Origin of the sequence: Veillonella parvula (assembly GCF_036456085.1) — a bacterium.
GTDB lineage: Bacteria > Bacillota > Negativicutes > Veillonellales > Veillonellaceae > Veillonella > Veillonella parvula_E.
Genome location: NZ_CP138632.1, coordinates 1523223 through 1542966, shown reverse-complemented (window position 1 = coordinate 1542966; position 19744 = coordinate 1523223). Strand labels below are relative to the sequence as shown.

Sequence of the window (19744 nt, the reverse complement as noted above, 5' to 3'; positions counted from 1 at the left end):
CATGTTTAAAAATCCAGACTTCTCCTCTCTTGGCTTGGGATCTCAGACAGCAACATCTCGCGATGCATGGCTTGCTGAACTTCAAAAAGAAACAGGAAAAAGCTTTGAAGATTTATATAATACAACAATGGAGCAAATCCAACTAAAACCTCTCTATACAGAGATGGATTATGAAGGAATGACACACCTTGACTATATGGCTGGTGTACCTCCATTCTTGCGTGGACCTTATTCCACAATGTATGTTACTCGTCCTTGGACAGTACGTCAGTACGCTGGTTTCTCCACAGCGGAAGAATCCAATGCGTTCTATCGTCGTAACTTGGCAGCAGGCCAAAAAGGTTTGTCTATCGCCTTTGACCTTGCTACTCACCGTGGTTATGATTCCGATCATCCTCGTGTAGTAGGTGACGTTGGTAAAGCGGGTGTTGCGGTAGACTCCATCCTCGACATGGAAATTCTATTCTCTGGTATCCCTCTTGATCAAATGTCCGTATCCATGACAATGAACGGCGCCGTATTGCCAGTAATGGCGTTCTACATCTTGGCTGGTGAAGAACAAGGTGTAGATAAAAAGGTTATGGCTGGTACAATCCAAAATGATATCTTGAAAGAGTTCATGGTACGTAATACCTATATTTACCCTCCAGCTACATCCATGCGTATTATCGGTGATATCTTTGCGTATACATCCCAGTACATGCCTAAGTTCAACAGTATCTCCATTTCAGGCTACCATATGCAAGAAGCGGGCGCTACTGCAGATATCGAATTAGGTTACACATTGGCCGATGGTCTCGAATATATCCGTACCGGTGTTAATGCGGGGCTTCATGTTGACCAGTTCGCACCACGGTTGTCTTTCTTCTGGGCAATCGGCAAAAACTACTTCATGGAAGTGGCAAAAATGCGTGCAGCTCGCATGTTGTGGGCTAAGATTATCAATAGCTTCGGCTCTGAAAATCCTAAATCTATGGCACTCCGTACTCATAGCCAAACATCTGGTTGGTCTCTTACAGAACAAGATCCGTTCAACAACGTGGCTCGTACATGTATGGAAGCGATGGGCGCGGCTTTGGGCCATACGCAATCTCTACATACGAATGCGCTTGACGAAGCTATTGCGTTGCCTACGGACTTCTCCGCACGTATTGCGCGTAATACTCAGCTTTACATCCAAGATGAAACTAAGGTATGTAAGGTTATCGACCCATGGGGCGGTTCCTACTATGTAGAAGCGTTGACAGATGAATTGATTCGTCGCGCTTGGGGTCATATTCAAGAAATCGAATCTCTTGGCGGTATGGCGAAAGCGATTGATACTGGTCTTCCTAAGATGCGTATCGAAGAAGCTGCTGCTCGTCGCCAAGCTCGTATCGACTCCGGTCGTGAAGCGATTATTGGTATCAATAAATATCGTCTAGATAAAGAAGATCCATTGGATATCCTCGACGTAGATAACACGGCTGTACGGGAAGCGCAAATTCGTCGTCTCGAACAATTGCGTGCTAACCGGGATGAAGAAAAGGTTCAATCCTGTCTTGAAGCGATCACAAAGGCTACAGAATCGGGCGAAGGCAACTTGCTTGCCCTTGCACTTGAAGCGGCTCGTGCTCGTGCATCCTTGGGTGAAATTTCCTTTGCTGTTGAAAAGGTATGCGGTCGTCATAAAGCGGTTATTCGCTCTATTTCCGGTGTATACTCCAGCGAATTTGAAGATGACGATGTAATCAAAGAAGTACGCCAAATGGCGGATAACTTTGAAGAACTCGAAGGTCGTCGTCCTCGTATCATGATTGCGAAGATGGGCCAAGACGGTCATGACCGTGGTGCCAAAGTTATCGCGACATCCTTCGCGGACATGGGCTTTGACGTGGATATCGGACCTTTGTTCCAAACTCCAGAAGAAACAGCACAAGATGCGGTGGATAATGACGTTCATATTGTCGGATTTAGTTCTCTTGCGGCGGGGCATAAGACATTATTGCCTCAACTTGTAGAGGAACTCAACAAGCGGGGCCGTGGAGATATTTTAGTTGCCATCGGCGGCGTAATCCCTGCTCAGGACTATGAATTCCTACGCGAACATGGCGCAGTGGCTATCTTTGGCCCTGGTACAGTTTTGCCAGTAGCGGCGAAAAAATTACTAGAAACATTGACTAGTCACGTTCAAGACGAGTCTCATGACTGATAACAAACGGCCTACTCCGGATGAATTGCGCAATACACAGGACGCAACTTTCACCACTGGTGAAGGTAAGGCCCCTGAATTAGGTGTAAAAAACGCAAGCACCGAGGGTAGTACCTATCGTCCCGACTGGGTGCCAGAAGAAGCGAAGAAAGATGACACTTATGCGTGTCACGTAATGAAAGGCGTCAAGGAAATGCATGACGGCCTCTTATCCAGCTCTGCTCATCTGGCTCCAGCGGTACGTCCCGTACAGCGGCGAAAGAAATTAACTGTCGCTGATTATGTACGCGGTATCGAGCAGGGGGACCGCGTTATACTTTCACGGGCTATCACATTAGTAGAAAGTAATAATAAGGACCATTTCAAACTAGCTCAACAAGTGTTGCAAGCCGTATTGCCTCGTACGGGCAAGGCGTTGCGCATCGGTATTACTGGTGTGCCTGGGGCCGGTAAAAGTACGTTTATTGAAGCCTTCGGTAACATGCTCATTGAAGCGGGTTACAAGGTTGCCGTACTGGCTGTAGACCCTACGAGCCAAGTCACAAAAGGCAGTATCTTGGGTGATAAAACGCGGATGGAAACGTTGACGAAACATCCAGATGCTTATATTCGTCCATCGCCGGCTGGTGGTACGCTAGGCGGTGTGGCTCGTAAAAGTAGAGAAACTATGCTACTTTGCGAGGCTGCTGGGTACGATATTATTCTCGTTGAAACCGTTGGGGTTGGGCAAAGCGAAGTTACCGTGCGTTCCATGGTAGACTTCTTTATGCTCATCGTTTTAACGGGGGCAGGCGATGAATTGCAAGGCATCAAAAAAGGCGTTATGGAACTTGCTGATGCTATTGTGGTCAACAAGGCTGATGGGGATAACCTCAAACGGGCTCTCATTGCTCGTAGCGATTATGACCGGATGTTACATTACATTCGTCCAGCTACGGAAAAATGGAAGACTCAAGCCTATACATGTTCAGCTGTTACAAAGGATGGCCTCGATGAATTGTGGGATGTTATCCAAGAATTTACTGAACAAGGCAAAGAAAATGGGGTCTTCTTAAAACGCCGTCAAGAACAATCCCTCCGTTGGGTACGCGATATGATTGACGAACACTTGCACAACCTATTCTTTAACAATGTAGTCATTCAAGGTCGCATGGGCGAAGTCGAAGCTGCTGTCTTAGACGGTGAAATGAGCGAATCTCAAGCCGTTGAAGAGCTTATTGGCGTTTTCGATAAGTCCTTACAATAATTAGATCGGTAAATACATATTGTATTGTTAAATATATATGGTATTGCTAAATATATATTAGATAAACCGGCATAACTTATCTTAATACGCACTCCGTTAGCAATCGTATGTATTTCGATATAATTAAAGATGTATTTGTAAAAGGCATAGTATCAATGTTCACTGTTGGATTTGGACCAATAGTAGTTGCATACTATGCCTTTTTCTATGTCATAATAACTAGTTCCCATTAATTGTCTAATAAAAGTTGATTAATATATAAGTTCATCTTTTTAAAATGCAAAAATCAGTGTATAATTAAGTTATATTATTTATTAATCGTTTAATGTTACGAGAGGGGCATTCAAATGAACAAAAAATTATTATTACCTGTAGGTGTAGTCGTTCTAATTATTGGTATTGCGATTCTATTATTAAATCCAGATCCAGGGGCGGCTAATTTGGAAATTGCGAGAAATGCTACAAATGCTCAAGCGGCAGCAAAGGCGATTTCTGAGAATAACCAATCTTACACATTGTGGTATTCTATTGGTATGTTCTGTAGCGGTTTAGGCATTGCACTGTCAGTAGGTGGCTTCATTGTAGGCTTTATTAAAAAAGACTAATCTATTTAGGAACGTATCAAAGGCTGTACTAGAATGTATATCATTTCTAGTGCAGCCTTTTTGTATTTTAATTTTAGGGTTATAGGACAAAACGTGTTGGTTTTGCCCTATAACCCTAATTTTATCCTGTGGACTTTAGCTAGCTTATGTCTATCTAGCGAATTAGTCTATATTTATCTTGCAAGTCATCCTATATCTATTTATGTTGTGGTTTTACGCTCTATATCTGTTTTCGGTGGGATAAAACGTGGTATAATTAACCCGGATAGAGCCTAAAAGTATGTGGCTTTTGGAGGTTAGTATGAGTAGTATAGCGCATTTATTTGTAGCTGGTGGATTTGTTATGTATCCGCTGGTGATTTTTTTACTGTTTACCTTGATGATTGGCATTGAACGTATCTTTCTATATCGCAAGTTTACAAAGGATTTGCGCCGTTTTAATAAGGTCTTAGAGAAGAATCAATCTTGGATTATGTTACCAAGTGTTTTGGAACGGGATACAGAGGAACTTGGTTCTTTATTTGCCCGTGCTATCCGCAGTGCAAAGAATTATAATGGCTTGGAAAACCGCCTTCAAGATGTAGTGTCGTACGCTGATGAACGTTTAAAACGCGGCCTTAGTTGGCTCAGCATGATTGTAACAATGGCTCCGTTATTGGGGTTGCTAGGGACGGTCCTCGGTATGATTCGTGCGTTTGCCGTGGTAGGTGGCGACATTGGGGCTCCGACCATTATTACAGGTGGTGTTTCTGAAGCCTTAGTGGCAACGGCTACAGGTTTGACCGTGGCCATTATTGCCCTTGGCTTTCACAGTTACTGTGCGGCAAAGGTCAATGATTCTGTGGCGACATTAGAACATGAGTGCGGCAACATTCTTGATGCGTACAACGAGGAACATGATATATGAGACGACGCACGTTAGGGGTTAAAAAAGAGCCTACCATCATGATTATTCCCATGATTGATATCGTATTCTTTTTATTAGTATTTTTCATGGTAGGCACGCTGTACATGAATACAGAGCAACAAATTCCGCTTAATTTACCATCTGCATCGACGTCTACAGCGAAATCTATCGAACCTATCACCATTACCTTGACCACAACGCACACGCTGTATATCGATAATCAGGAAATCTCTTCGGATCGCTTGGCGCAAGAGGTCAAATCTATCGTTACACAAGCACCTCAACAAGCCTTTGTGATTCGTGCTTCAAAAGATGTATATTATAACGATGTTATCGAGCTTTTGGACATGCTCAAGGTGAACGGTGCTAAATATATTAGCGTCGCTACGGAACGGAAGTGATTCCATGTTTGAATCACATTATCTGAAACCTTTTATTATATCTTTAGGCATTACCATCATGCTTATCTCTGGCATGGGGCTTTCCTTGCGTGGTATCGTTGGAACCGGTGTGGCTTATGATGCCGCAGAGGTTAGCTTTCATCTGCCTGAGGATAGTGAAAGTGATGCGAAAACTACCGCTATTGAGCCTATACCTAAGGATAAGCCACCGGTTGAACCTCCGACTCCAGAAGGGCCTGCGCCTAAGGCAGATCCTCTTGTAACGGAAAATACAGGTGATGAAAGTGCTCACAATTTAAATGCCAATAAGACTACATCTAATGCTCGTCGTGAATGGGCCGTTCCCAAGGCCATAGAATCGGAAACGACTAATAATGAACAAGCTGTAGTTACGGGTGGAAATGATTCCAAAGACGGGAAATCCTCTAAGCCTGACAATGCTCCTATAGGTAAGGATATAACATCTGATCCGAATGCGAATGGAAACGGCTTTGCCGAAGCTAGTGATTTATCCTTCCTATCTGATCTTGCGTGGGGGCTCCTAACACCAGGGCAACAAGCGCTTTTACAAAAGTCGGATATCAACCCCCAAGAATATTTACGAACTGTACAAGAACAGGGGAAGGGGTCAATTGTAACAGGTAAGGTTGTAGTGCGCGTTAACTTTGACGTTAATGGACATGTCATCGTAGGAGAACATACACCGCTCATCGCAGAGGATGTACCGCAACCAGTCAAAGAGGAAGCAATGCGCATCGTTAAAAGCAGTGGTTCTATTATCAATCGAAGAGGGGAACCTGTATATCTAGCAGTTCCTGTTGTATTAGGACAATAAAGAGGCATATCTTACATACATTAGTATGGGATATGCCTCTTTGTTATGGTTGTAAAAAATGATTGTATTGATTGATACTATGTATTACTATGAAATACTTGTTCTATCTGAGTCATGTTGAGTTATATTTCAAGGATTAATTATATGTATTGTATTAATTTTGATTGGTAAGTATTGTTTTCGTGGAGTTGAAGACGGCTAGATATACGATGGCGCCGCCGATGAATAATGTGACTTGCATAGGAGTGCTGAATTGATCAGCTCGCCACAATGCAAAAGCATAGAAGAACATGGTAATCAACATGATGAGAAATGCGATGATAACGCGTACATTTGTGTTTACTGCTAAGGATGTAGTAATACGCGATTTATTCGTCATTACGTAAATTAAAGATACTACGATGTCTGCCGTAAAGATGGAGAAGATAAAGTTATAATCAAACTCGCCAAAAAGGACTACCGCCAAGCCGATAAAGCTGAGCCCAAAGAATAGACGTAATAGAATACCTATAGTATTAGATTCGTTGCGCTGTGCGCGGCGTTCCTTACGATTTAAAGTTGCCATGAAAGCCTCCCCCATAGTAGAAATGTTTGTTACTATTAGTATAAAGCTCGTGTATAGATTGAGCAATTATTCGCAGTACATTTAGTCTGTATGTTTATTATATATCACAATGTATAGCTATGATATATTATAAATTAATTTATTACTATATAACTATATGAGAAATCAAAGTGAGAGATTATGATTCAAGTTATTCTTACCTATATTGTTAATGTTATTATTGTATTTGTATTTTTTCCTATTTTAGAATCTGTAGTTCAATATGTGTATCCGTTTTCATGGGACTGGCTTATAAAACCGCTACATTTAGTGGATAAGCTCGATGTATATATTATTATATCCTTTGCGTTGCCTATTATTGTGGCCATCGGATTATTTTTGCCACCTTTTAGTTGGATTGTCCATGTATTGCAAGGTGAAAGAAAACCAAATGCAGAAGAATCTGAATATATTGAACCGCTGTTTGAGGAATTATGTGCATTTAGCGGTGTAGCACGTAACTCACTGATATTGCGCATGCGTACAGATGAGGAAATTAATGCCTTTGCATCTGGATTAAATCACATTACGATTTATACAGGAGCCTTGTATTCGTTAGATAAACGGCATTTATTAGGTGTTCTTGCCCATGAATTAGGCCATTTACGGCATCGTGATACTATCTATTTAACCATTACCTATGCTATGGATCGACTAGGGCAATTAATTTTAAATCTTGTAATATATCTAAATTTTGCTTTAAATATACTGGCTATTATACCAATTGTTAATATCGTAGTACGTATTATTCAATTAATTCTTATCGTTATGATTGCAATCGTGAAATATGTACTTCTATTACCGAAGTGGATTACCTATTATTTTGATAGCCGTCGTCGAGAGTATGCTGCTGATGCCTATGCCGTTTCGATTGGTTTGGGGCGGGAGCTGCGTGATGGTCTAGTTTCATTAGGACTTGCTACTGAACAAATTGGTATTCTAGAGAATGGTGAATTATATGATTGTGAAAGTACAGGATTTTTCAGTCGCTTGTTTATTACTCATCCAAAAATGATTAAGCGAATACAACGTATCAATGAAGGGATAGAGGTATATAATCTCAAGCAAAGTCTTAAAGAAAATCGTTAAAGTGATAATTAATTTAATAAATACGAACAATAAGTAAAATTAATATAATTATCATTCGGAAAATTTAGCTCTGTTCGTTGAATGGAGCTTTCACATATGGTACAATAATCCTATAAATCTAGCTTTTATCATGCAAAGGAGACATCATGATACCACGTTATACACGAGAAGAAATGGGCCATATTTGGAGCGAACGCAACGAATTCGACACAATGTTATTGGTGGAGACCCTCGCATCTGAGGCACAAGCTGAGTTGGGCGTCATTCCTAAAGAAGCGGCGAAAACAATTCGGGAAAAGGGCAATTTCGACGTTGAGCGCATTCATGAGATCGAAAAGGAAACAAACCATGATATCATTTCCTTCGTAACAGCAGTGGGCGAATACGTAGGTCCTGAAGCGGCTAAATACATCCATCTTGGTCTTACCTCTACAGACGTGAAAGATACGGCGCTTGGGTACATGATGAAACAAGCCTGCGATATCTTAATTGATGACTTAAAGCATTTGCACGAAGTATTGCGTCGTCGTGCCGCTGAGTTCAAATATACTCCTATGATTGGCCGTACCCACGGTATTCACGGCGAACCAACTACATTCGGATTGAAATTGGCGTTGTGGATGGCAGAGGTAGAACGTGATATTGAACGCATGGAACATGCTCGTAAAAGTGTTGCCGTTGGCAAATTGTCTGGCGCTGTTGGTACATACTCCAATATCGATCCATTCGTAGAACAATACGTATGCGAAAAATTAGGCCTTGAACCTGTTAAAATCGCTACGCAAGTGGTGCAACGTGACCGCCATGCTGAGTTGTTGTCTACCATTGCTGTTGTAGGCGGTACATTAGACAAAATCGCATTGGAAATCCGTCACTTACAACGTACAGAGGTACGAGAAGCAGAAGAATATTTCAGCCCTAAACAAAAGGGTTCCTCTGCGATGCCTCATAAACGTAACCCTATTACATGTGAAAGAATTTGTGGTATGGCTCGCTTGCTTCGTGGCTATGCACAATCTGCTTACGAAGATCAAGCATTGTGGCATGAACGCGATATTTCTCACAGCTCCGTGGAACGTGTGATCTTGCCAGATGCGACAATCGCTTTGAATTACATGCTTCACTTAACAATTCGCACCATTGATAAATTGTTGGTATACCCTGAAACCATGCTTAAAAATCTTAACCTCACAGGGGGACTCGTATTTAGCCAAACAATTTTGACACACCTTGTAGATAAAGGAGCGGTACGTGACGAAGCATACCGTTGGATTCAAAAACATGCTATGGAACGCTGGCTTGAAGGCAAAGACTTTGCAACAGGTTTAAAAGCTGATGAAAATATTAAGAAATACATGACTGATGAGGAAATTGATGCATGCTTCGACCCATATAAATTGCTAAGACATGTAGATACAATCATGGCTCGCTTTGGCCTATAATTGTAGGCGCTTTCCACATAACATATAAAATTAGGGTAGGTATAGACCAACCAGCCTATGGTACAATGGTACATGCAATAGGCGTTGGCTGTGCCTACCTGTTTTGTATTAGGAGGTTATATGAAACGTATCATAAGAAAGTACGGACCACCTATTTTTCACTGCATTAATGACTTTGGGCAAGGTTCATTAGCTGCGTTGATACCATTCTTTATTACTAACTTTGGACTTAATTATTATCAATCGGCGTTTATTATATTTTGTAACACCGTAGTTGCATCCATAGCTCAGCCTATTTTGGGCTATGTAGCAGATCGTTGGCGCGTGCCGTGGTTCATTCCTGTAGGCTTTTCGGTTACATTGGTATCCATTAGTGCTATAGCGATTGCTACGAGTTACGAAATGATTCTTGCTTTGTCGCTCTTGGCCGGGGTAGGGGCCGCATTATTCCATCCTGAGGCAGCTCTACTGGTAAATCGTACGCAATCTCATGAGCTTGGTAATGCTATGGGGCGCTTTGCAGTCGGTGGTAGCGCTGGCTTTGCACTTGGACCTCTCCTCGCTGGGGGTGTATATGTCTTTGGGGGACAATTCCTTTGGGTATTTACGATTATCGCGCTACTTGGCGTATTGCTATATCTCTATGCCTTTATGGGCGAGGGTGAAGCTGATACCGATGATACTGCTGATACTGTTGATACTGGTAACCGTGAAAGTCGTTCTAAGGTTCTTAGTACTGCTACAAATGATTGGGCGAGCTTTGGTAAGTTATTTTTTGTGATTGCCTCTCGATCTATACTCTTCTCTGTATTGGCTATTTTTATTCCTATTTTGTATATTACCGTTATTAATGGTGAAGCTAGTGCATCTAGTTTGGCCCTTACTGCGTACTTTGCGATGGGGGCCGTTCTTACCTATATGGGAGGGGCTTTATCTGATAGACTTGGATTTCTTAAAACTGTACGCTTAGGTAATCTGATTTTCTTGCCTTCTGTTTTAGTATTTATATTTGTGTCTAATATTTGGGGCTTCTTTGGTGCCATGATACCGATGGCCTTTGGTGTGTTCTCACAATACGGGCCAATTACGGTGTTAGGTCAAAAATACCTTGCTAAAAATGCGGGCTTTGCATCTGGTATTACGCTAGGCCTTGGCATTACCTTAGGTGGCCTTGTGGCACCTTATGTAGGACATCTAGCAGATATTTATGACGTACAAACGGCATTGATGACATTAATACCTGTAGGGTTGATAGGGCTCTTAATGAGCTTCTGGCTAAAAGAACCAAAATAACATCGCTGCAATAGGGTCATATTAAAGACATAATAGCATGTAAGTAGCAAAATCGTATAAAAGAACTAAAATAGAATATTTTGACTCGTTAAAATGTCAATAAATGGGAGGTGACCATTGGTCACCTCCCATTTGTTTACTTTAATAAACCAGTTATCTATATTGGATATAGTAAGACTTTAAATTTTTATATCTCTATATTTCTGTATCTTTACTGGATATATGTTTTAACATATAATTGAGGTAAAGATTTCTTCTAGTATTAGGAGGAATATGATGGATACGTTTTCTGTTGTTTTTTATGAAACTCTAAGTGGAGATAAACCAGCAAAAGTATTCTTAAATGAACTTTCAGATAAGCAGCGAGCTAAAACAATTCGAGATCTAAAGATACTCGAATTATATGGCAATCGTTTGAGAGAGCCTCAGTCTAAATATTTAGAAGAGGGCATTTATGAGTTGCGTACAAAACAAGGTTCAAATATTTCTAGGATATTATATTTCTTTTTTGTGGGAAAATGCATTGTTTTGACGAATGGTTTTGTTAAAAAATCTATGAAAACGCCTAAGGATGCAATTACATTGGCTGTTAAGTATAAAAAGGATTATATTGAGAGGTATAGATAATATGGAAACGTTAGATCAATATTTAGAAAAGCAATTAAAAAATCCGAAGTTTAAAAAAGAGTGGGATGCGTTAGATGATGAATATCAAATCATTCAGAATATTGTAGAGGCTCGCCTTGCAGCTCATATGACGCAAATGCAATTATCTGAATTAACTGGTATTACACAATCCGATATTAGCAAGATTGAAAATGGAAATGGAAATCCATCTTTGAAAACATTGCAGAAGATAGCTCGTGCTTTTGGGAAGAAACTAAAGATTGAATTTGTATAAATACTTTCACAGAATCCGAACATTGTTGTATAATGATATTGAATTATTTAGACTTTCATATGGAGGATATAGATATGGCAACTAGTATGGTTATCGGCACTCAATGGGGTGACGAGGGGAAAGGTAAAATTGTTGACTGGATCGCAGAACGTGCGGATGTTGTGGTGCGCAGTCAAGGTGGTAATAACGCGGGTCATACTGTTGTAGTTGATGATAAAGCGTTTGCACTTCGCCTTTTACCAAGTGGTATCTTATACGATAACAAACAAAATATCGTGGGTACTGGTGTTGTTATCGACCCTAAAGTTCTGCTACAAGAAATTGAAGGTCTTGAAAAGCAAGGCAGATCTGCTAAATCCCTTCAAGTTTCCAATCGTGCACATGTAATCATGCCATACCATATCGCTCTAGATACTGCGGAAGAAGCATCTAAAGGGGATGCTAAAATCGGTACTACTAAAAATGGTATTGGTCCTTGCTACGCTGATAAAATCAATCGTATCGGTATCCGTATCTGCGATTTGTATGATATGGAAACATTCAAACAAAAATTAGCGTACAATGTAGAGTTCAAAAATAAAATGCTTACTAAGGTATACGATGCTGAACCTGTTAGCTACGATGAAATCTTAGCGGATTACATCAAATACGCTGAAGCCTTGAAACCTTATGTAACAGATACTAATGCGGCTGTTCTTAAAGCTGTAAAAGAGGATAAAAAGGTATTATTCGAAGGTGCTCAAGCTACTATGCTCGACCTTGATCATGGTACCTATCCATTCGTAACATCCTCTCATCCAATCGCAGGTGGTGCTTCCACGGGCGCTGGTGTGGGTCCTAACTACTTGAAAAACATCTTTGGTGTTGTAAAAGCGTATGCTACACGTGTTGGTGCAGGTCCATTCCCTACAGAGCTTCTTAACGAAACTGGTGATAATCTCCGTGAACTTGGTCATGAGTTCGGTACTGTAACGGGTCGTCCTCGTCGTTGTGGTTGGTTAGACCTCATGGTTGTAAAATACGCAGCAGGTCTTAACAGCCTTGATTACTTAGCTATTACACGTTTGGATATTCTTGATACCTTTAAAGAATTGAAGATCTGTGTAGGTTACAAATTGAATGGTAAAGACGTAGAAGGGTTCCCAGCTAACTTAAAAGATCTTGAAGCTTGTGAAGCAGTTTACGAAACATTGCCAGGTTGGGAAACTGATATTTCTGGTATCCGTGAATATGATAAATTGCCTGAAAATGCTCGCAAATATGTAGAACGTATTGCAGAAGTAACAGGCGTGCCTTTAGGCATTGTATCTGTTGGTCCTAACCGTAGCCAAACTATCGATTTAGTAAATGTATTCTAAGCTATACTAATTTGATATAATAGAAAATTTGCATTTGGTAGCATTGATAGAGTGTTATATATTTTAACATTTCTTGCTATGCAATCGATTTATAGAATTATACAGATTAGACCCCTCACAGAGGGGTCTTTTGTATTGAATGGATGTAGAATACAAACGTGGATCCTCTATATCTAATCCTTTAGGTTGCTACAGTAGTGCGGTATATCGAAGTATGCTTTATAGTTATTAAAGCGTGAGCATATCGAAAAATATATAACGAATAATAGAGCGTAATTGTTGAATATACAGAAAAATGTATACTCAGATAAATCTATAAAATGAAAATTTGTTTAAAATATTCATTTTATACAAATAGCTACGTGCTTAAATTAGTTTATAATGAGGCGAAATTTACTTATCTATAATTTTTTTGTATTCATAATAAATTATTAAGATACAAATATAAAGAAAAAAATAGATTTACATTAAGAAATAGTATATAATAGTACCAAGAAGTAGATTGATATTTTTTGATAAGGATCTGAGGAGTTAAAGATATGGTTGAAGTTTCTTACGAACGTTTAGCGACGATTTTTAAGGCATTAAGCGATGAAACAAGATTACACATCATCGATATGTTGTCTTGCAATGAATTATGTGCAGCCGATATTTTAGCGAGCTTCAATTTGTCTCAATCTACGTTGAGTTACCACATGAAAATCTTAATTGATGCAGGTGTAGTTAACTCTCAACGTAATGGTTTATGGACGCGTTACTCCATTAATGAAGCTACATTTGCGGATATTTTAGATATTCTCCCTCAATTATACAAAACTAAAGATGAGTGCATTTGCGCGCAAATTAAATACTGCCGCATTTCTGAGCACGAAAAAGAAGCGTAACAATGAGACGTTGGATTATGCATGTTGATATGGATGCATTCTTCGCGTCCATAGAACAACTGGATCATCCAGAGTATAAAGGCCACCCCGTAATCGTGGGTGGTCTTTCTTCACGTGGTGTCGTAGCTACCTGTTCCTATGAGGCCCGAAAATTTGGTGTTCACTCTGCGATGCCAATCTCGAGGGCTAAGAAACTCTGTCCTGATGGGATTTATGTATATCCTCGAATGGATCGCTATAAAGAGGTGTCGAACCAAATTTTTTCCATTATGAAAGAATTCACCCCTTATATTGAGCCTTTATCTATTGATGAAGCCTTTCTTGAAGTGAGTGGCATGTCTACCATGTATAGTGGCCCTAAAGCGCTAGGGCGAGCCATTAAAGATCGTGTATTCGAGAAAACAGGACTTATTATCTCTGCAGGCTTAGCACCCAATAAATTTCTTGCTAAATTGGCTTCTGATTTAGATAAACCCGATGGTCTTGTAGTCATCCCATACGGTCGTGAAAAAGAGGTGTTGGCTCCTTTGCCTATTAAACGTATTTGGGGTGTTGGTCCTCGGACAGAGAAAATTTTGAAAGCCGGTGGCTTTCACCTGATGCGTCATATTCAGTCTTTGCCTGATGAAAGCAGTTTAATTCCTCTCGTGGGGAATCAGGCAAAGCGCATATGGGAGCTGGCGAATGGTATCGACGATAGACCTGTTGAAACAGAACGCAAGATACAATCAATTGGAGTGGAGGAAACCTACGAAGAAGATCTCACAGAGGGCCGTGCTATTGAATTAGAGTTTAGGTACTTTGCGAACCGTCTATCGAAACGGCTTAGAAGGCGTAGCCTTCATGGACACACTGTATCTATTAAGGTGCGCTACGATGATTTCACTACCGTATCAAGACAAAAACGTTTAGATACACCATCAGACCAGGAACATGTATTTTTCGAAACAGCATTGATTCTGTGGAATAAATTGATGCAGGATAAGACGAGTAAGCGGCCTAAAGAGTCTAAGAAAGATACGGAACCGTTAGGGGCCACTACAAAGGTAAAGTCTACGAATTTTAAATGTAGTAGTTTTAAAGGGATTACCTGTATGGATCCGCCTGGCCCTATACGACTATTAGGTCTTACTGTGAGTGGTCTCGATGAGGAGGTTCCTATGCAGGATAGTCTCTTTGATTCCCCACAGGATGAAACAGAGGATAAGCTTGCTAGCGTGTTAGACTCCTTAGAGTCTAAATTTGGTGAGACTGCTGTTATGAGTGGTGCATTATGGCAGCGCTTTCACGGAGACAATGGAATACGTAGGAAACGGTCAGAGTTGAAAGCGGCCGTGGATGCAGAGGCATCTATTGAAGAACCTAAAAAGATCGTCAAAAAGGACTTATAAAGTTTATATTGAATACTTTCGCTAATATAATTGTTCATGTTACAATATGGGTGTAGTGTTAATAAATTACCGCAAGAGAGGTATAGATATGAGTTTATTTCGTGTGGCCATCCATTATGGCGTAAACAGCAATGGTTTCTTGTCTTATGATACAGAAACAAAAACAGTGTCCGTAGATTTACCTGAACAAGAGTGGGTTGATAAGGTAATCGCTTACTTAAATAATGAACATGCTATTGAGCATGCTACAGGTCTTGATACGTATGAACGGTTGACCGTAAAACCATTAGAATCTTTGGATAACCTTAAGTTAGCTTTAACACGCATGTGGGAAGCAATCGACGTACAAGTTGACTGGAGTCGTCCAGCATAAATTGAATGAAAACACCTTGTGATCTACAAGTTAGTAGAAACAAGGTGTTTTTTGTTTTGCGTATTTTTGTAGGTATATCTTAATAGGTTTTAAATATATAGCATTGAAATTCTCATTTTAAAATTATAAATGATATCGTGTATACAAGATTTGTAAAAGTTTAGGGTTGTTATGTTAAAAAATTTGTGATATTCTAATTACATATTAATGGATAATAATTATCCATTAATAATTTTTATCGTAATTAAGATGTATGATTTAAAAATTATGTAAAGTAAATTACTTTCATTTTGATCTCTAAGTAGGAGTTTGTAACATGAATAATGAAAAGAAACTAACAACAGCCTTTGGTGCTCCCGTACCAGATAATCGCAACTCTGCTACAGCAGGTAAACGTGGTCCTGTATTGATGCAAGATGTTTGGCTCATGGAGAAATTAGCTCATTTTGAGCGCGAAGTGATTCCTGAACGCCGTATGCATGCTAAAGGATCCGGTGCATTTGGTACTTTCACAGTAACCAATGACATTACAAAATATACGAAAGCAAAAATTTTCTCTGAAGTAGGCAAGCAAACACCGTTATTTGTGCGTTTCTCCACAGTTGCCGGGGAGCGTGGTGCGGCCGATGCAGAACGCGATATTCGTGGCTTTGCCGTAAAATTCTATACGGAAGAAGGGAACTGGGACCTCGTAGGTAACAATACACCTGTATTCTTTATTCGCGATCCATTGCAATTCCCTGATTTGAACCGCGCTGTAAAACGGAATCCGAAAACAAATCTTCGCGATGCGACAGCAAACTGGGATTTCTGGACTAGCTTGCCAGAGGCGATCCACCAAGTAACAATCGTCATGAGTGACCGTGGTATTCCTAAATCCTACCGCACAATGCATGGTTTCGGCAGTCATACATACAGTCTTATCAACGAAAACGATGAGCGCGTATGGGTTAAATTCCATTGGGTTTGCCAACAGCCGATTGAAAATCTTTCCGATGCTGAGGCGGCTAATGTGGTGGCGAGTGACCGTGAAAGTCACCAACGTGACCTCTTTGAGGCTATTGAAAGAGGCGATTTCCCTAAATGGAAATTATGCATCCAAGTGATGACGGAAGAACAAGCTAACAATATGCCATACAATCCATTCGATTTAACAAAAGTATGGTATCATGACGAATTCCCATTGATCGAAGTCGGTGTGATGGAACTTAACCGTAACCCAGAAAATTATTTCCAAGATGTAGAACAAGCTGCATTTGCACCAACAACTATCATTCCAGGTGTATCCTTCTCTCCTGATAGAATGCTTCAAGGTCGCTTGTTCTCTTATGCCGATGCGCAACGCTATCGTTTAGGGGCAAATTATTATCAAATCCCTGTTAATGCCGCTAAATGCCCTGTAAATATCTATCATCGCGATGGTCAAGGTCGTATAGATGGAAACCATGGGTCAACAATTGGCTACGCACCAAATAGCTTTGGTGAATGGGCTGAACAACCAGAATTCAAAAATCCTCCTCTCGATGTATCTGGTCCAGCTTACCAATATGATTTCTATGAAGACGACTCTGACTTCTTCACACAACCAGGTAAATTATTCCGCCTCATGAGCCCTGAACAACAACAAGTTTTGTTTGAAAATACCGCAGCGGCTATGAATGGTGTACCTGATTTCATCAAAGAACGTCATGCAAAACATTGCTATCAATGTGATCCTGCTTATGGTGAAGGCGTTGCTAAAGCCTTGGGCATGAACATCGATTTTAGCGATGTAAAATAAGACTAACGATACTATTTAAACAATATTAAAATAGTTTATCTACACAATACTAACGCGATAAAAGAACTTCCTTAAACTAACACGAAGCCCCTCCTTGCTATGTAGTTCATAGTAAGGAGGGGCTTTTGTTGTGGAGAGTGTATTTTAATATTACTAATCAAATTTTTTACTTGTTAGGTCTTGATACATAAGCTTAGCAATTTCATATTGTGAATCACCCGGTTGTAGCTGGTGTGTCGGTAGTTTAAATACGGTTTCAGCTATTTCACTTTTCTTGATATTGATGCCTTTTACATCTTCAGAACGACTTATGGAAATCGTATGTGTTGTTGGATTTATGAAGTACGCATTTACATCGATGCTGAAAGCTTTGTTTTCGTCTTTTCTCATGATTGTACGTAGAATCATGGCTGAAATAGCCGTAGTACCATCTTTTTCACCTAATAGCTGCTTAGATGTATAGTCCACATAATCTGCATAGACATAAATATCGCCGGGTTTGGCCTTGTCATAATCTTGTGTGTAGGCCTCTACTAAACGCAAATCGAGTTGTCTCCCAAATGGTTGAGAGAACATTTCGCTTTGTAATGCTCGTGTTTCATTAACAGGTGGATACATAGGTATTGCTTTTAAACCTTTTAGCATATCTGCGCGAGTTTCATTTTTCCGTTTAGCACGACGTTTCGCACTGACCTTGTCTAAGCGTTCACGCTCCTTTAACATGGCCTTTTCTTGTTCTTCTTTAGTTTTGTAGGTCTTTACGGATACAACACGGTTACCGGTCATAGTGACTGTCGAATAGACGGGCTTATCTTTAGTAGGCTTTCCCTTAGAAGCAGCAAGAGTAGATTGGACCATAGCCGGTGTTGCACTTTCGATAGATTTTTTTAGCTCTGGAAGATTGGAGTAATCCATATCAACTATAGCAGTATCTGTGTTTTCGGTAGATTGCACAGGGGCAGCTGCATATGCAGATGATATAGCTAATACAGCTAATAGTGAACTGACAATAATTGATCGTTTACATAGTTTCATTACATATACCTCTCTTTAGTAAGAAATCTCTAATACCATCAATAGCTGTATTATAGCATAGTTTTTGCATAGATAGATTTAAAACCGTACTTATTAACTCCTAAAAGAGCCTAAGCAACTACCTGAATCGAATCGATTTATGGTATGGTGCATAGGCTCTTTTTTACTTTCAGAAATATACAAATTTTAATAGGATTTTAGTATAACTATGTAGAATTATATGATGTGTTGAATTTGCACGAAATGTTACATGTGAATAGGAGGCAGTTATGAAATCTAGTAGTTTGGCATGGTATGTGGCGGTGGCTTGTATTGGAGGAAGCCTTTGTATTGGATCTGTAGTACAGGCGAATTCTCCTGCGACGGTGAAAGCAAATAACTCTGCTCCCGCAGCTATTGTAACGCAGGCTCAACCAGCTCAGCCTGTTACTGTTACAGCAGTTAAGAATGATGGAGTTAGTGCTACAGCAAATCATACAGTAACTAATAATGTAGTAGCTAATAATGTAGTAGCTAATGATGTAGTGGCACAGGAAGCCCTCAAGCAAAAGCAACAGTACCAAGCCGAAACTGAAACGATGGGCTTGCTATGGATGCGCACCTCTGCAGAGTACAGAGCGTTGGCGTATCAAGGGTACAATGTGGCAATGAATGCCGTTAAGATGGCCGTTACTGATCCATCTCATCAAAGAAAACCTTTAGCTATCGTTCTTGATGCGGACGAAACCGTAGTGGACAATACCAAGTTGATGGGTGAAAGTATAGCAAACGGTAATGGTCGTTTTGATGCTCCTTGGTGGCGTCAAGCCGTGCATCAAGGAAAATCGCAAGCCATGCCTGGAGCCGTTGAATTTTTAAATGAAGTTCATAAACAAGGGGTAGAAATCTTCTATGTTTCAAATCGCTACGCACCTGTAAACCTTGACGTAACGATACAGAATTTTAAAGAACTAGGATTCCCATCTGTCGATAAAGACCATGTACTACTATTCGAAAAAGACTCTGATAAACAACCTCGCTTTGATATGATTGCTAAAAAATATTATGTCGTTGTATACATGGGCGATAACGCCGGTGATTTCCCTATTGGCACAAAAGGCAAGACACTAGCTGAAAGAAATGCCATCATCGACAATCATAAAGAGGACTTTGGTACTACTTTTGTCGTATTTCCAAACCCTGCTTACGGATCCTGGGTAAGTGCACTAGCGAAAGGCTACCAAAACCTAAGCCCAGAAGAACAAAAACAAGTGAATAACCAATACCTACAACAATAAGGATGTCTTGCGTATACTTTATTAAAAACGATATAATAAAGTATACATGCGTCTATAGCTCAACCGGAGAGAGCGTCAGTTTCCTAAACTGTAGGTTGGGGGTTCGATTCCCTCTAGGCGCACCATAAAAAT

19 protein-coding genes and 1 tRNA gene are annotated in these 19744 nt (G+C 40.2%); 18 read left to right on the top strand and 2 right to left on the bottom strand.

Annotated features, from left to right (window positions below; genetic code table 11):
- Window position 1: 1 nt before the first annotated feature.
- From scpA to PK1910_RS07425, 6 genes are all read left to right on the top strand, one after another.
- On the top strand, window positions 2-2191 hold the full coding sequence (scpA, locus tag PK1910_RS07450) for a methylmalonyl-CoA mutase (RefSeq protein ID WP_004694550.1): 2190 nt from the start codon (window positions 2-4) through the stop codon (window positions 2189-2191).
- A complete protein-coding gene (gene meaB / locus PK1910_RS07445) occupies window positions 2184-3437 on the top strand; it encodes a methylmalonyl Co-A mutase-associated GTPase MeaB (RefSeq protein WP_058948290.1) in 1254 nt (417 codons plus the stop codon). Before scpA ends, meaB begins: the two co-directional genes overlap by 8 nt.
- A 347-nt stretch (window positions 3438-3784) precedes the next feature.
- Window positions 3785-4042 carry a hypothetical protein gene (locus PK1910_RS07440; RefSeq protein ID WP_004698152.1) on the top strand — a complete coding sequence of 86 codons (258 nt, stop codon included), beginning with the start codon at window positions 3785-3787 and terminating at the stop codon, window positions 4040-4042.
- Between the two features lie 301 nt (window positions 4043-4343).
- On the top strand, window positions 4344-4949 hold the full coding sequence (locus PK1910_RS07435) for a MotA/TolQ/ExbB proton channel family protein (RefSeq protein WP_004694555.1): 606 nt from the start codon (window positions 4344-4346) through the stop codon (window positions 4947-4949).
- Complete coding sequence (locus PK1910_RS07430; RefSeq protein ID WP_004694558.1) at window positions 4946-5350, top strand: ExbD/TolR family protein; 405 nt, start codon at window positions 4946-4948, stop codon at window positions 5348-5350. Before PK1910_RS07435 ends, PK1910_RS07430 begins: the two co-directional genes overlap by 4 nt.
- A 4-nt stretch (window positions 5351-5354) precedes the next feature.
- Window positions 5355-6185 (top strand): hypothetical protein, encoded by an 831-nt coding sequence (locus tag PK1910_RS07425; RefSeq protein ID WP_058948289.1) that lies wholly within the window; start codon window positions 5355-5357, stop codon window positions 6183-6185.
- Between the two features lie 154 nt (window positions 6186-6339).
- Here the strand turns inward: PK1910_RS07425 and PK1910_RS07420 are convergent, their stop codons facing one another.
- Window positions 6340-6750, bottom strand: a complete 411-nt coding sequence (locus PK1910_RS07420; RefSeq protein WP_004698294.1) for a hypothetical protein — start codon at window positions 6748-6750, stop codon at window positions 6340-6342.
- Between the two features lie 180 nt (window positions 6751-6930).
- Here PK1910_RS07420 and PK1910_RS07415 point away from each other — a divergent pair, with 180 nt between their 5' ends.
- The 10 genes from PK1910_RS07415 to PK1910_RS07370 all read left to right on the top strand — a co-directional run bounded on the left by PK1910_RS07415 (window position 6931) and on the right by PK1910_RS07370 (window position 17300).
- Entirely contained in the window at window positions 6931-7878 is a 948-nt protein-coding gene (locus PK1910_RS07415; protein WP_004698199.1) for a zinc metalloprotease HtpX, read from the top strand.
- Window positions 7879-8024: 146 nt separating this feature from the next.
- On the top strand, window positions 8025-9320 hold the full coding sequence (gene purB, locus PK1910_RS07410) for an adenylosuccinate lyase (RefSeq protein ID WP_058948288.1): 1296 nt from the start codon (window positions 8025-8027) through the stop codon (window positions 9318-9320).
- Window positions 9321-9440: 120 nt separating this feature from the next.
- Window positions 9441-10613: an MFS transporter gene (locus tag PK1910_RS07405; RefSeq protein ID WP_004698296.1), complete on the top strand. Its 1173-nt coding sequence runs from the start codon at window positions 9441-9443 to the stop codon at window positions 10611-10613.
- 276 nt (window positions 10614-10889) lie between these two features.
- Window positions 10890-11240: a type II toxin-antitoxin system RelE/ParE family toxin gene (locus tag PK1910_RS07400; RefSeq protein WP_004698170.1), complete on the top strand. Its 351-nt coding sequence runs from the start codon at window positions 10890-10892 to the stop codon at window positions 11238-11240.
- Between the two features lies 1 nt (window position 11241).
- The gene (locus PK1910_RS07395) at window positions 11242-11514 is read left to right on the top strand and encodes a helix-turn-helix domain-containing protein (RefSeq protein ID WP_004698285.1); all 273 of its coding nucleotides are present in this window, start codon (window positions 11242-11244) and stop codon (window positions 11512-11514) included.
- 74 nt (window positions 11515-11588) lie between these two features.
- Window positions 11589-12872, top strand: coding sequence for an adenylosuccinate synthase (locus PK1910_RS07390; RefSeq protein WP_008602060.1), 1284 nt, complete (start codon window positions 11589-11591; stop codon window positions 12870-12872).
- Between the two features lie 539 nt (window positions 12873-13411).
- Window positions 13412-13756 (top strand): ArsR/SmtB family transcription factor, encoded by a 345-nt coding sequence (locus tag PK1910_RS07385; protein ID WP_004694570.1) that lies wholly within the window; start codon window positions 13412-13414, stop codon window positions 13754-13756.
- A gap of 2 nt (window positions 13757-13758) precedes the next feature.
- Entirely contained in the window at window positions 13759-15147 is a 1389-nt protein-coding gene (gene dinB / locus PK1910_RS07380) for a DNA polymerase IV (protein WP_287510859.1), read from the top strand.
- Window positions 15148-15235: 88 nt separating this feature from the next.
- Window positions 15236-15520 carry a hypothetical protein gene (locus PK1910_RS07375; RefSeq protein WP_004694573.1) on the top strand — a complete coding sequence of 95 codons (285 nt, stop codon included), beginning with the start codon at window positions 15236-15238 and terminating at the stop codon, window positions 15518-15520.
- 316 nt (window positions 15521-15836) lie between these two features.
- A complete protein-coding gene (locus PK1910_RS07370; protein ID WP_058948287.1) occupies window positions 15837-17300 on the top strand; it encodes a catalase in 1464 nt (487 codons plus the stop codon).
- 153 nt (window positions 17301-17453) lie between these two features.
- Here the strand turns inward: PK1910_RS07370 and PK1910_RS07365 are convergent, their stop codons facing one another.
- On the bottom strand, window positions 17454-18335 hold the full coding sequence (locus tag PK1910_RS07365) for a hypothetical protein (RefSeq protein WP_058948286.1): 882 nt from the start codon (window positions 18333-18335) through the stop codon (window positions 17454-17456).
- A gap of 269 nt (window positions 18336-18604) precedes the next feature.
- On the opposite strand from PK1910_RS07365, the gene PK1910_RS07360 reads away from it, so the two are divergent.
- The gene (locus tag PK1910_RS07360) at window positions 18605-19612 is read left to right on the top strand and encodes a 5'-nucleotidase, lipoprotein e(P4) family (protein WP_058948285.1); all 1008 of its coding nucleotides are present in this window, start codon (window positions 18605-18607) and stop codon (window positions 19610-19612) included.
- Window positions 19613-19660: 48 nt separating this feature from the next.
- Window positions 19661-19737 (top strand) — tRNA-Arg (locus PK1910_RS07355).
- The last annotated feature ends 7 nt before the right edge of the window (window positions 19738-19744 follow it).